8 protein-coding genes and 2 pseudogenes are annotated in these 13,513 nt (G+C 61.0%); 5 read left to right on the top strand and 5 right to left on the bottom strand.

The annotated features are described in order from the left end of the window. Positions 1–65 precede the first annotated feature (65 nt). Genes J0F76_RS01905 through J0F76_RS01895 form a run of 3 tightly spaced genes read right to left on the bottom strand, consistent with a single transcriptional unit; the run spans position 66 to position 5,516 of the window. Complete coding sequence (locus J0F76_RS01905) at positions 66–2,051, bottom strand: alkyl/aryl-sulfatase (RefSeq protein WP_207465140.1); 1,986 nt, start codon at positions 2,049–2,051, stop codon at positions 66–68. A 54-nt stretch (positions 2,052–2,105) separates the two neighbouring features. After that, positions 2,106–3,851: an aldehyde dehydrogenase family protein gene (locus tag J0F76_RS01900; protein WP_242689932.1), complete on the bottom strand. Its 1,746-nt coding sequence runs from the start codon at positions 3,849–3,851 to the stop codon at positions 2,106–2,108. A gap of 33 nt (positions 3,852–3,884) precedes the next feature. Further along, positions 3,885–5,516, bottom strand: a complete 1,632-nt coding sequence (locus J0F76_RS01895) for a GMC family oxidoreductase (RefSeq protein ID WP_207465139.1) — start codon at positions 5,514–5,516, stop codon at positions 3,885–3,887. 120 nt (positions 5,517–5,636) lie between these two features. Here J0F76_RS01895 and J0F76_RS01890 point away from each other — a divergent pair, with 120 nt between their 5' ends. Further along, positions 5,637–6,233, top strand: a complete 597-nt coding sequence (locus tag J0F76_RS01890; protein ID WP_207465137.1) for an AraC family transcriptional regulator ligand-binding domain-containing protein — start codon at positions 5,637–5,639, stop codon at positions 6,231–6,233. Between the two features lie 191 nt (positions 6,234–6,424). Here J0F76_RS01890 and J0F76_RS01885 read toward each other — a convergent pair whose 3' ends face one another. Both J0F76_RS01885 and J0F76_RS01880 read right to left on the bottom strand, forming a co-directional pair. Beyond that, a complete protein-coding gene (locus J0F76_RS01885; RefSeq protein WP_012112698.1) occupies positions 6,425–7,780 on the bottom strand; it encodes an IS1380-like element ISPme1 family transposase in 1,356 nt (451 codons plus the stop codon). Between the two features lie 54 nt (positions 7,781–7,834). After that, entirely contained in the window at positions 7,835–8,389 is a 555-nt protein-coding gene (locus J0F76_RS01880) for a hypothetical protein (RefSeq protein ID WP_207465128.1), read from the bottom strand. Between the two features lie 137 nt (positions 8,390–8,526). Between J0F76_RS01880 and J0F76_RS01875 the strand changes: the two are divergent. From J0F76_RS01875 to J0F76_RS01860, 4 genes and pseudogenes are all read left to right on the top strand, one after another. After that, a pseudogene (locus tag J0F76_RS01875) lies at positions 8,527–9,470 on the top strand (IS481 family transposase); the annotation flags it as partial. 178 nt (positions 9,471–9,648) lie between these two features. Next, the gene (locus tag J0F76_RS01870) at positions 9,649–10,698 is read left to right on the top strand and encodes a patatin-like phospholipase family protein (RefSeq protein ID WP_207465125.1); all 1,050 of its coding nucleotides are present in this window, start codon (positions 9,649–9,651) and stop codon (positions 10,696–10,698) included. A 1-nt stretch (position 10,699) separates the two neighbouring features. Then, entirely contained in the window at positions 10,700–12,142 is a 1,443-nt protein-coding gene (locus tag J0F76_RS01865) for a GntP family permease (protein ID WP_207465123.1), read from the top strand. Positions 12,143–12,281: 139 nt separating this feature from the next. Then, positions 12,282–13,485 (top strand): annotated as a pseudogene (locus tag J0F76_RS01860) (IS701 family transposase). Positions 13,486–13,513 lie beyond the last annotated feature (28 nt).

Here is a 13,513-nt window from a genome sequence, read left to right as displayed (position 1 = left end):
GCTGGTCGCCCCGATCCCGATGCGCTCCACCATCTGGTTCAGAATGAGACTAGCCTATCGTGGAGCTACTTCATCGCAGCATCATTCGGCGTTACGATGTTGAACCAGAAATCAAAGGCATCAAGATCGCCGAACAGTTCACCAAGCTTCGTACCATCGCCCACAATCTTGATCTCACCGGCCCCGATTGCTTCGGCCATGGTTTTCTGTTTGAGCGTGATCGCGTCAAGCGTCTTGCGATCTAGCGTGATCGTTGCGTCAGCGTTTGGCAATTGTACGTTCCTCGTATTGTTCAATACGCTGTTGCTGAGCTCGAGCGCGAAGGTTTCGCCGACATCGGGGAAGTTGAAATTCAGAGTCAAGGATTTGCCTTCGACCTTTGCTCGATCAAGCCTGACGCCTAGAAAGTCAAAAAACAATTCTAGACTGGTCGCCTTTAGCGCATCCGATGTGAGTGTCTGGGGCGCGGGAAGCGCCATCACGCCATTCCGCAATTCCTGCGCTCCCGCCAGGTAGAAGTTGCGCCACGTTCCAGCCTCGGCCTGATATCCAAGCTGCTCGAACGCGTCGGCCACCAGGTTCTTGGCGGCCTGATTGCCGGGATCGGCGTAGACAACATGATCGGCAACTTCCGCGACCCATCGGTAATCTCCCGCCTCATAGTATTCGCGCGCCTTTGCAAGCAGCGCATCGGCTCCGCCGAACATCTCGACATAGCGCTTTGCTGCTTCTCGTCTGGGAAGTGGATTGAGGGTTGCAGGATTGCCGTCGAACCAGCCAAGGTAGAAGGCGTACGTCCCCTTGATGTTGTGGCTATAACTTCCGTAATAGCCGCGCGCGGAAAAGTTCTGCTCTATCGCCTCAGGCAGTTTCACCATTTCGGCGATTTCTTCCTTGTTGTAGCCCTTGTTCGCCAAACGCAATGTTTCGTCATTGATGAACCGATACATGTCGCGCTGAAGTTTGAGATGAGCGACGGCGCGCTCCTTTCCCCAGACTGGCCACTGATGCTGGCCGTATAGAAGCTCCATATCGCCGCCCCATCGGGCCACTGCTTCATTCAGGTACTTTGACCAGGCCAGAGGGTCTCGGATACGAGCGCCACGCAACGTGTAGGTGTTGTGAAGCATATGCGCGGCAATCTCGGCGGCGTTCAGAACTTTCTTTTGCGGCATGTAAAAAATGAACTCGGACGGCGCCTCCGATCCGTTGGCGAGCATGAATTCATAGGTCAGACCGTCGATTATTTCGGTTTGCCCCGTCTGCGAGATCGTATCGGTGGGCGCGATAAGTGTTACGGTGCCTGACGATGTTGTTGTACCCAGACCTGCGCTGACCTGACCCTGAGGGTCAGCCGGCAGGAGGTTGCCAAACTGATAGGTCGCACGGCGCGCCATCGCATTGCCGGCAAGCACGTTCTCGGAGATCGCGTGGTCCATGAAGCCTATCGGCGCGTAGACCCTCACTTTGCCGCTATCGACGTCCGCCTGATCCACCACGCCCCTCACACCGCCGAAATGATCGACATGGCTGTGTGTATAGATCACCGCGACAATCGGCTTCTGGCCCCGGTTGGCAGTATAGAGATCGAGAGCCGCCTTTGCTGTCTCCGCCGATATCAGCGGATCGACGATCGTGATGCCGGTCTCGCCCTCGATGATCGTCATGTTTGCCAGGTCCAGGTTGCGAACCTGGTAGATTCCATCGGTGACCTCAAACAGCCCGCCTATCTGAACCAACTGCGACTGGCGCCAAAGGCTCGGGTTGACGGTATCAGGCGCTGGGGCCTCGTCGAGGAAGGAAAACTTCTTCGGGTTCCAGACTGGCTTGCCCTCGGCGGTATTCACCATTTCTTGCGGCAGCGGCGCGATCAGGCCGCGACGAGCGTCCTCGAACGCCTGCCTGTCATTGAAAGGCAACAAATTCAGGACCGCAGCGTTTGCTGCCTTGGTCGCCTCTGTTGCGCCGGCGCGCTGTTGTTGGCTGAGCGCGACTTCTGGTTGGAATGCCAGCGCCATCACGAGCGCCCAAACGCCTTTTGAGAGTTTCATCTTCTTGCTCCTGCGGGCTTGATCCGGGGAAATTCTTCGCGTCCAGAAGGCTGCTCACCCAAGCAGCGCGTTGTAGAAAATGCGCGGCAGCTTGAGGATGCTCGGCTTGTACTGGAACGACGTCAGCAGTTTGCCGAGACGGTCCTGGCGGCGGTTTGTGACAAACCACGGCGGCCGCGGCAGGAGCGAAAGTCGGCCCGACAAGAGATTGCGGGGGAACGGCGACCATGGGGCAGTGACGATGGTTCGCTCCGTTTTCTCCAGCATGAAACTGTTATGGGCCGTGCCGATGCCCGACTGGACATCCTGCAGCGTGGCGCCTGCAAAGCCGCCCCACGGCACGGCGTTGAGCAGGAAGCCGAGGCCCGTCCAGGCGTTGATAGCGATGGTTCCATAGCGAAGGTCGGCAAGGATTTCTTCGAAGCGCTTCTTACCGATCTGGCGAATCGTTGACGGGTGGATCAGGATGTTGGCGCCGAGCGTTCCATAGAGGTGATCGTTGACCCATGCGACCGCGTTGCGGAGGTAGGTTTCGGGATCCGGCGACGCAATCAGCTTCTTGCCGAGAGCCGGTGCGAAGACCTCGTTGTCCTGTAACCATTCGACATCGCCGCGCTCCATGTCGGCGACGATGCAAGCCGGTGCGTCGGGGCCACGGTCGATGGTCTCAATCTGTCCCGCCCGCGACTTGAATTCGGCGAGCCGCTTGTCCGCGCCGGGATAGTAGGCCTCGCGCTGTCCTGCACGGCCCATCACATTGCCGACCTCATGCATCAGGTCCCGGGTTTTGTCCCATGCTGCCGGAAGAATCAGCGCCTGGCAGGCCACGCAGTTGAAACCTGAATTGTGCAGTTTCTGGGTGGCGATGTGCTCTGCCTGGAAGTGGATGTCAGCCGCGGTCCAAGGCCCAGGGACGACGATGGTCGGACATACAGCGCCGAGCTCGGACGTGATGTGACGCTGGTTCTTCGGCGTGCCAGCCGCCTTGTTGCGCCTGCCTTCATCGCCGCCGCCCCAGACAATGGCGTCGTGGGTGGCTCCTGCCCCGGTGATGTGGATGTCGCTCACCAATGGGTGGTCCGTCAGGTAGGCGCCGACATCGCCGCCGCCGGTTACGATGCGCAACGCATCACGCTCGATCAGTGGACTCATTGCAGATCGCAGGTAGTCGGTCAGGTAGTCATTGACCGGGTTCATCTTGAGGATGACGACCTGATTTTCAAGGAACAGCTTCTGGAACGCGTCGAGTGGCGAGATCGCAGCAATATTGCCGGCGCCGAGCACAAGCGCGACCTTGCCGGCGCGCTGATCGGCGGGCGTGTCGTAAGCCGTAGCGGCAAAGCTCGCGACGTCCTTCTCGGTAACGCCCGGCTGCATCCAGACTTCCGCCTTGACGCCCGATAGCAGCAGGCGGTCCCATATCGAATGCGGCATGATGCGTACAGCAGTCTGGCCGTTCGCAAGTTTGCGCATCGGCAGGTGCTTGACGAACTCCTTGCCCTTCATCTGGGAAAGCGTGTGCAGGAGACCGTTGCAGCCCGCCATCAGAGCGTAGGGCCCGCTGATCCATTCCTCGCCGGCCAGCGGCGAGCCGGCCGGGATCAGCTTGCGGCGTGCGGCGATCTCGGCCCAGCCTTCCGCGACCTTCATCAATCGGTCCTTGATCGTGGCAAGCAGCGCCATGCGCTCACTGACGCTGGTGCGAGCCCAGCTATCCTTGGCCCTGTCGAGAGCCTCAACTTCAGCGTCCAGGCCAGCTTTCGTTTCGGCGTCTATGGGCGGTGTCCAGCTCATGTTCATTTTTGTCGTCTCCTCTCGAGAGAATCTTCCGTTTCAGGCAGCCTGCTTTTCGGCGCGAACGCCGGCTATGAGGTCCGCAGCCTTTTCCGCGATCATGATGGTCGGCGCGTTGGTGTTGCCGCCAATAAGCGTCGGCATCACCGACGCATCGACTACCCGGAGTCCGTCCAGGCCGCGGACACGCAGTTCGGGATCAACCACCGACATATCGTCGACGCCCATCTTGCAGGTGCCGACCGGGTGATAGATCGTGTCTGCACGGGCGCGGATATGCTCCTCCCACTGCTTGTCGGTCAGGTCGTCCTGAACGCCGAAAAGCTCTTTGTGTCGATATTTCGCCATCGGCTCCGACAGCAGAATCTCCCGCGTGATCCGCGCGCCGCGGATCATCGTCTGAAGGTCTCGATTGTCTGACAGGAATTTCGGGTCGATTCCGGGCGCTGCCAGAGGATCTGGCGACTGTAGAAAGACCTCACCGCGAGAATAGGGTCGCAGCGCGCAGAGATGGCAGGAGAAGCCGTATCCCGGATGAAGCTTGCGTGCGTGGTCATCAACGATCGAGATGACGAAATGCAGTTGCAGGTCGGCGACATCAATTGATGGATCGGACTTCAGGAAGCCGGCGCCCTCGGCAAAAGGCGTAGCCAGCATACCCGTGCCGTCTTTGCGCCATGCGCGAATGTGTCCGAGCAGATTGACCGTCCCGCGCAGGCCGATGCCGAAATTGTCGGCGTCCTTCGATTTCCATCCGAGGATGAAATCAAGGTGGTCCTGAAGGTTCTGGCCGACGCCAGGCAATTCGTGAACCATGGCTATGCCGTGGCGCGTAATATCTTCTGGCCTGCCGACGCCCGAGAGCTGCAGCAATTGTGGCGAATTGAACGCGCCGCCGCAGAGGATCACCTCGCGTCGCGCCCGCACCTGGCGGTCCTCCTTGGCCTGGCGGTAACGGACGCCCACCGCCCGCTTGCCATCGAACAGGATCCGGGTCGCCTGAGCGCCGGTCAGAACCGTCAGGTTCTTGCGGCTGTCCATTACCGGGTGGAGATAGGCTGCGGCGGCAGAGCAGCGCTCGCCGTTGCGCTTGGCATCGTGGAACTGTGTCACCTGGTAGTGGCCGAACCCCTCGTTCTCGCCGTCGTTGAAATCGTGCCTGCGGCGAAACTGCAGGCGGGTCGCTGCCTCGACAAACGCTGATGTGATCGGCCTCGGGCTCTTCTGGTTGCTGACATGCAACGGTCCGGCGGCACCGTGGAATTCATCAGCGCCGCGTTCGTTGTTCTCCGCGCGCTTGAAATAGGGCAGTACCGAATCCCAGTCCCATCCGTCGCAGCCCAGATCGGCCCATTGGTCATAGTCGGAGCGGTGACCGCGCACATAGAGCATTGCATTGATTGCAGAGGACCCGCCCAGCGCGCGCCCACGCGGCTGGTAGCCTCGGCGTCCGTTGAGACCCGGCTGCGGCACCGTCTGGAACGCCCAGTTATTGATCTTGCCGTAGCCGGGCATCATTGCGACCACCCCGGCTGGCAGCCGCACCAGGATGCTGTCTCCACGGCCACCTGCTTCGAGCAGACATACGCTGACGTCTGGGCGTTCACTCAAGCGGGACGCCAGGGTGGCGCCGGCCGAGCCGCCGCCCACGATCACATAGTCGAACTCCATAGTCTCCTCCTATTTTGCCAAGGCCTGCGCCGGTTCTTTCCGGCCGGAATTGAGATGGTCACACCGCACGTTGCCGGGGCGCCTTTGTTTTCCTATGATCCTCCGCCTCTGGGAGGAGCGATGAGCCGATACTTTACGCGGGCGAGCAAGCTGATCGGCCTCGAGCAGATCGCGTCGATGCGTGGAGCGTTGCTGGAGCCTTTCTTCGAGCGAGCAAACATAGATCCTGTGGCTCTGCGTCGCCCGGATGCTTACGTTGACTACGATGCGCTTTGCCGGCTGATCGAAGATTGCGCCAAAGCGTGGGATCTGCCCGATATCGGGCTGCGAATGGCCCAGCATCAGCATATTGACATCCTTGGTCCAGTTGCGCTGATCGCCAGAATGGAGCGCAATGTAAGGGGCGCGCTCAACGAGATTATCGGCAATCTGATCGTGCACTCCAATGTTGTCGTCGCGGCTCTCGATGAAACCGACCGATCCGACATCGTGTCGCTGGTGGTTGACGTGCGCGACGATGCGCGCACATCGAACGCGTTTGCCGAGCTGTTGCTTGCCGAGGGCAAGGTGATCCTTGATTCCGTGGCTGGCAGCAGGGTGGACCTGATCCAGGTCGAGTTTCGCCAGCGCAAGGCCGCTTCCGCGGCCGCCGTGCAGCGGCATTTCGGATGCCCTGTAGTCTATGACCCGACATTCCCCAAGTGGCCTGCCGCTTGACTTCAAGATCGCCTGATTTTGCTCGCTGGGCAAGCGTTTTTCGCCCCGAGCGGTGTCTGTCGTCGCGCAAACGGCCGAAGTCGGGTGGATCAAGCCTCGAACCCGCAGCATTCTGGCCCGGCAGAGCCGCTTTTCCGCGCGGCAGACGGACCTGTCCTGCCGCTTTCGTTCAGCTTGGGCATGGATCGTGGTCATGCGCATGACGGAGGCGTTCGAAGACGGCGGATGGCGGCAAGGACGGCCCGCACCATCGGGCCGGTGACGGCGACCTCGGCCAACTGGAAGGTAATGGCGCGGGCGTGGCGGACGACGCGGGCGCCGATCTTGATCAGCTTGAGTTGCAGGCTGGTCAACGACCAGTCCGCCATGGCCTCGGGCAGTTCGATGCAGCGCAGGAAGGTTGCCAGGTTGTAGGCCAGCGCGTGCAGTTGCAGCCGCACCTCGTTGTGCCGGAACTTCCGGCATGACAGCCGCGTCCAGCGAAAGGCATATTTGCCTTCCTTGATGTGCTGCTCTGCGGTGCCGCGCTGGTTGTAGAACCTCACCACCCAGTCTGGCTCCATCGGCAGGTTGGTGACGATGAAGCCGACTTTGGGGAACAGCTCGCCCGGATGCCATTCGATCTTGGCGATGACGCGGCGCGGCTTGTCCCAGGACGCCGCCTGATACTCGAAGTCCTCGAAGAACCGTTTGACCTTGGTCAGCGAAGGCCGTCCCACGGGCCGTGTCAGCCGATGCGCGATCTTCTCGCGCAAGACGGCGTTGGCGGGCAGACGGATGGCGTAGAAGAACCTGGCTTCTTCCAGCCGCATATAGATCGCGGGGATCGCGTAGGCAGCGTCGGCCCGGAAGAAGCGTCCACCAAGGTCGCGGCCAGCATATCGGGCAATGACGGGATCAAGGACATCCCGCCAGCCATCGGCGCTGTGGACATTGCCGTTACGCAGGGCGCAGCGCTCCAGCATGCCAAACTGGTTGAACAAGAAGATGGGGTGATAGCAGGTGCAGTCGAAATGCCCGTTCCAGGCAGCACCTTCCTGATCGCCGTGGGTGGGGCTGACCGAGCTGTCCATGTCCAGCACGATGTATTTCAACCCGTTGCGGTCATGAAACCGGTCGATCCATTGGCCGTTCAGATCGGCCAGCGCCGCCCGGTTCGCGGCCAGAGCCAGCGTCTCGGTCTCGAACCGTCCCATCTGCGATGCCGAAGCAGCTTGCGCCTCGACGGCCCTGCCGCCAACGACCTGACGCATCACGGGATCGAGGGCCAAGCGGTCGGCATCGTTCACATCCTCGTATCCGGCCAGTCGTCCGAACACCGATTGCCGGAACAATCCGTCAAGCCGATGGAGCGTGTTCTTCCCGGTGCGGCTGTCTCGCAGCGCCTCCGACGCCAGATTGGACAGGCCGAGCACGTCATCAAGCTCGCGCATCACCAGCAGGCCACCGTCTGAACTGATCTGCGCACCACGGAACTCCAGACGCACACGGCGGTCGAAATCAACCCGATCTCCCCGCGCCAAGCCCGCACCCTCCAGGTGATCCATGAAACGCGCCCCTCGCAGCCGTCAACGCCATGATTTATATGCGAAATATCACGATTACGACAGCGAAATCAGCGACTTACTTGGAGAATGTGGGTTGATATACTGAGAAAAAGTACTTGGCTTTACCTTTATGACGAAGGAAACATAGTCACTGAAGTATTCATTAACAAAATCAATCTCAGCAGTGTAGCTGGGATAACCAACGGCATAACACGATTCCTTCTCATCTTCATTTTCTAAAGGAATGATTTCTAGGTCAAAATTCTTTATAACACGGTCAGTTCCAAACATCCGGTACGTTGTGGCTTCCCGAGGATGAAAGAAATCATCAGAGCTTTCAGGGACCAGTTTAGCGTTGATCCTTTGCCCGTGGTGAATTTCTTCTCGTTGGCGAGCATAATCATCGCTTCGCCCGCGTTCCTCATTAACAACGGTTTCACTGATTACAGAAATCTCTGTTGCAGTAAAGCCTAAGGTCCAACGCCATGGTTTCAGTTCAGGCGACGATTGTTGTCCCTCATCGTCGACTTCAATGATTGCCCAGTCGTAGGTTTTTTCATTTTGATCTTTTGTTACAAGACGAAGGCTACGGTCAATATTAGTCTTCATGATTATTCCGATTTGCTAAACATCATCATTTTGTCTGATGAAAAGATGTATGTCTAGGTTTAGTAAATCTCGTAATTTAGGTGTTTGATCCCATGGTTTGATGGTGCGATCCTTTCTTGGGAATGGAAGGATGCCCTATGGGACAAGTTCGTCACGGAAGCGCCACGACCACGCACGCCATCCGAGTTGCAATACAACGATCGCATGCTTCGCTCGCGACGCTGAGCCGAGAGCTGGGCATCAATCCGAAGACGGTGGCGAAGTGGCGCAAGCGGGCCACGGTCGAAGACCTGAAGACTGGGCCAAAGGAGCCGTGCTCCACAACAATGAGCGCGGAGGAGGAAGCGATGGTCGTGGCGTTCAGGCGCCACACGCTGCTGCCGCTGGACGACTGCCTCTACGCACTGCAACCCTCTATACCACACCTGACGCGCTCGCCTTGCATCGCTGCCTGCAGCGGCATGGAATATCGCGCCTGCCTGACGTGGACGGCGACAAACCGAAACGGCAGCGCTTCAAACGCTATCCGATCGGCTTTTTTCATATCGACATCGCGGAGGTGCAGACCGCCGAAGGCAAGCTGTATCTCTTTGTGGCGATTGACAGAACCAGCAAGTTCGCCTTCGTCCGCCTTGTCCATAAGGCCGGCAAGATGGCCGCAGCCCAGTTCCTGCGCGACCTGATTGCCGCAGTTCCCTACCGGCTTCATAAGGTGTTGACCGACAATGGCATACAGTTCGCAAACCGGAGCTGCGACACGACCGCCTTCGAGCACATCTTTGGCCGCGTGTGCCGCGAGCATGGGATCGAGCACAGGCTGACGAAGGTAAGGCATCCCTGGACGAACGGCCAAGTCGAGCGGATGAACCGCACGATCAAGGAGGCAACCGTCAAGCGCTTCCATTACGACAATCACGATCAACTGCGAACGCACCTCGACGACTTCATCGCAGCCTATAACTTTGCCCGTCGGCTCAAGACGCTGAGCGGCCTGACGCCCTACGAATACATCTGCAAGGTCTGGACTTCAGAGCCAGACAGATTCATCGTCGATCCGATCCACCAGATGCCGGGACTGAACACCTATCCTGACAGCTTTGCATGTGGCAGCCCATGCCACCACGCGCGACCAATTTCTTGTAACCGAAGCCCCTGCCCCCGAGGATCGATTCGCGCCCGATCCTGCACCGCAGAAACAAGGCATTGTGACTGGTATCCCCCATGCTAGAAGCGTCATCGCAACGAAAGCCGGGGTGGCCATGACACAATCCTCTCGCGAACATGGCGTCCCCTCGGGCGCGCGGGTTCCCGTTGATCTGGCATTGCAGGGCGGCGGATCGCATGGCGCCTTCACTTGGGGCGTGATCGACCGGCTGCTGGAAGAAGACTGGATAGAAATCGCCGGAGTTTCAGGCACCTCAGCGGGGGCGATGAATGCGGCGGTGCTGGCCGACGGTCATTCCGCAGGCGGGACCGAAGGCGCAAGACAGGCGTTGACCGATTTCTGGGAATTCGTCGCCGATGCCGCCCGGTTCAGCCCGTTTCAGGCCAGCCCCATCGACATGGCGCTTGGCAACTGGTCGCTGATGCATTCCCCGGCCTTTGTCGCGATGGACCTGGTGTCGCGCGTCTTTTCGCCCTATGTGCTGAACCCCACGGGCCAGAACCCGCTGGCCCGGGTGCTGGAAAAGGTGATCGACTTCGACCGCCTGCGCTGCGCGCCGATCAAGGTCTTCATCACCGCGACCAATGTGCGCACCGGGCGCGGTCGGGTCTTTCGCAATGCCGAGCTGACGCCCGAGGTGCTGATGGCCTCGGCCTGCCTGCCGACGGTGTTCCAGGCCATCGAGATCGAGGGCGAGCATTATTGGGACGGCGGCTATGCGGGCAACCCGACCCTGACCCCGCTGGTGCGCGAGGTGGACAGCGACGACACCATCCTGATCCCAATCAACCCGGTCGAGCGACCGGACGTGCCACGCACCGCCGCCGCCATCCTGAACCGCCTGAACGAGGTATCGTTCAACGCAGCGACCCTGAAAGAGCTGCGCATGATCGCGCTGCTGCGCCAGGTCGCCGATCCCGGCAATGGCGAGGGCGCCCGCTGGGCGCGGATGCGGGTGCATATGGTGGGGAATGAAGTGATGACCGGGCTGGATCATTCCTCCAAGATGAATGCCGACCGGACCTTCCTGCACTGGCTGCGCGATGAGGGCCGGCGCGCGGCGGAAACCTTCCTGCGCGAACGTGGCGCGCATATCGGCAAGCGCTCGTCGACGGATCTCGACATTCTGCTGGAAGGGGTCTGAGATGGGCCTCTTCGGCATTCTTCTGGCTCTGGCGCTGCTGATCTATCTGGCCTATCGGGGCTGGAGCGTGCTGCTGCTGGCTCCGGTCGCCGCGTTGCTGGCCGCCGCCGTCTCGGGCCAGCCGCTGCTGGCGCATTGGACGCAGACCTTCATGGGGGCGGGCGCGGGCTTCATCGGTCAGTTCTTTCCGCTGTTCCTGCTGGGGGCGATCTTTGGCAAGGTCATGGAGGATTCGGGCGCGGTGCGCGCGATCGCCGAGATCCTGACCGAACGGCTGGGGCCGCGCCGCGCGATCCTGGCCGTGGTTCTGGCCGGGGCCGCACTGACCTATGGCGGCGTCAGCCTGTTCGTCGCGCTGTTCGTGCTGGCCCCGATGGCCGAGGCGCTGTTCAGCCGCGCCGACATTCCGCGCCGCCTGATGCCGCCCGCCATTGCGCTTGGCACTTTCACCTTTACCATGATGGCGATGCCGGGAACGCCCGCGATCCAGAACGCGATCCCGATGCCGTTCTTTGGCACCACGCCCTTTGCCGCCCCGGGTCTGGGGATCATCGCCTCCGCGGTCATGCTGGGCTTTGGCCTGTGGTGGCTGGCCCGCGCCGAGCGGGCCGCCCGCGCGCAGGGCGAGCGTTTTTCGGACCTCCGCCCCCCTGCCGTCGCGGCGCCGGTGCTGCGCGAACGGGCGATGACGACCCAGGAATTCGACCCGGCAGAGCTGGAGCATGGCCATCGCAGTCCGGATCTGCCGCCGCACATGACCGGCGCCCTGCCGCTTGTGGTGGTGATCGTGGTCAATCTGGCGATGTCCTTCTTTGTGCTGCCGATGCTGGATTTCTCGTGGCTGGCCGAGCCCGGCTGGGGCGGGATCGACATCAGCGCGGTCAGCGGCGTCTGGTCGGTGGCCACGGCGCTGATCGCGGCCATCCTGGCGGCGGTGGCGCTGAACCGCCGCCGCCTGCCGCAACTGCGCGAGACGCTGGATGCGGGCGCGAATGCCTCGGTCCTGCCGATTTTCGCGGTGGCGAGTCTGGTGGGTTTTGGCGCGGTGGTGGCGGCGCTGCCGGCCTTTGACCTTGTGCGCGACTGGGTGCTGGGCCTTGGCGGTGGGCCGCTGGTGTCGATGGCGGTCGCGACCAATATCCTTGCGGCGCTGACCGGCTCGGCTTCGGGCGGGCTGACCATCGCCCTGGACGCGCTTGGCGCGACCTATCTGCAACGCGCGACCGAGGCCGGGATCGACCCGCAATTGCTGCACCGGGTCGCGGTGATCAGCGCGGGCACGCTCGACAGCCTGCCGCACAGCGGCGCGGTCGTGACGCTGCTGTCGGTCTGCGGCGTCTCGGCCCGGCAGAGCTACCGCGACATCGTGATGGTGGCGATCGTCGGCGCATTGCTGGCGCTGATCGTGGTCATCGCCCTGGGGTCGTTAGTCGGCAGCTTCTAGCTGCATCATGTCCGGCATGGCTGTGGCTGCCGCGAACTTTGTGCGCTTGCGGGATTTCTCTGCGTGATCTAGCATTACAGTTGCATTCTTCTCTCCGCTCTGAATCAATGCGCTACCATGACTCAGTGAGGGATCATGGATGGCGGGGTTGTCGGTCGAAGAGACGCTGGAGCTTTGGGCTTCCTCACTACGTGAAGTAAAGGCTCGAATTCGGCCGCTGTTTACGCAGGAACGGGTTGCGGCATCGGCCGGTCAGTTTCTCGATGGCTTGTTGGGTGAGGAACGGCGCAAGACGGGTTGGATGCGGGCCGAAGCGGCTGGAGATCCGGGACCCTTGGCGTCAGCAGGCGATATTGGGTCGTGGCCATTGGGATGCCGACGCGCTGCGCGATATTGTGCGGGACTACGCCGTGGACACGCTGGCTGATCCCGAGGCGGTGCTGGTGATCGATGAAACCGGTTTTTTGAAGCAGGGCCACGCCTCCTGTGGGGTCGCGCGCCAATATACGGGGTCGGCAGGAAAGATCACCAACTGCCAGATCGGCGTCTTCGCCAGCTACGTCTCGCGACACGGACATGCTTTTACCGATCGGGCCCTCTATCTGCCGAAAGCATGGGCTGAAGCCCCGGTCAGACGAAGCCGGGCCCATGTGCCCGAGGTGGTGGAGTTCGCCACTAAACCTGCCATCGCCCGCAGCATGATCGAGCGCGTGCTCTCGGCCAAGGTTCCATTTTCCTGGGTGGCCGCCGACAGCGTCTATGGGGTTGGCAATATCGAAATAGCACTACGCCGCGCTGGAAAAGGCTATGTCCTGGGTGTCAGTTCCAAGCACGCCTTCACGTCCTGGGGGAAAGCCTATGGCGTCAGCGGGACGGCCGGGAGCATTGCGGGAGATTTGCCGCCCGAGGCTTGGCAGCGTCTGTCGGCCGGCGCGGGCACCAAGGGCGAGCGGCTTCACGACTGGGCCTACCTTGATCTCGCCGATCTCGATGCTGGCGAATTCAATGCTGATCTCAGCGGCGTCTGGACCCGGGGCCTGCTGATCCGACGCAATATTGCCGATGGTGATCTGGCCTTCTTCACCACATGGTCGCCGCGGGGCACCACGATGGAGACGCTGGTCCGCGTCGAAGGGCATCGATGGGCGATCGAAGACAGCTTCGAGACCGCAAAGAATGAGCTCGGCCTCGATCATAACGAGACTCGCTCCTGGCATGGCTGGCACCGGCATGTTTCGCTGGTCATGCTGGCCTTCGCGATGATGGCCAGCATCCGCCATCATGCCAATGCCGCGCCGCCCAAAAAAACGATGCGCAAGACGAGGGCAGAACGCCAGAACTGATCCGCTGGTCGATCCAGGAAATCCGGCG

The organism is Paracoccus fontiphilus (assembly GCF_017356265.1).
In the GTDB taxonomy this organism is placed as follows: domain Bacteria; phylum Pseudomonadota; class Alphaproteobacteria; order Rhodobacterales; family Rhodobacteraceae; genus Paracoccus; species Paracoccus fontiphilus.
This window is presented reverse-complemented; position numbering and strand designations above follow the sequence as displayed.

Coding starts and splice junctions, on each gene's coding strand:
- J0F76_RS01905 (WP_207465140.1), bottom strand. CDS start 2,051: ATGAAACTCTCAAAAGGCGTTTGGGCGCTCGTGATGGCGCTGGCATTC.
- J0F76_RS01900 (WP_242689932.1), bottom strand. CDS start 3,851: ATGAACATGAGCTGGACACCGCCCATAGACGCCGAAACGAAAGCTGGC.
- J0F76_RS01895 (WP_207465139.1), bottom strand. CDS start 5,516: ATGGAGTTCGACTATGTGATCGTGGGCGGCGGCTCGGCCGGCGCCACC.
- J0F76_RS01890 (WP_207465137.1), top strand. CDS start 5,637: ATGAGCCGATACTTTACGCGGGCGAGCAAGCTGATCGGCCTCGAGCAG.
- J0F76_RS01885 (WP_012112698.1), bottom strand. CDS start 7,780: ATGGATCACCTGGAGGGTGCGGGCTTGGCGCGGGGAGATCGGGTTGAT.
- J0F76_RS01880 (WP_207465128.1), bottom strand. CDS start 8,389: ATGAAGACTAATATTGACCGTAGCCTTCGTCTTGTAACAAAAGATCAA.
- J0F76_RS01870 (WP_207465125.1), top strand. CDS start 9,649: ATGACACAATCCTCTCGCGAACATGGCGTCCCCTCGGGCGCGCGGGTT.
- J0F76_RS01865 (WP_207465123.1), top strand. CDS start 10,700: ATGGGCCTCTTCGGCATTCTTCTGGCTCTGGCGCTGCTGATCTATCTG.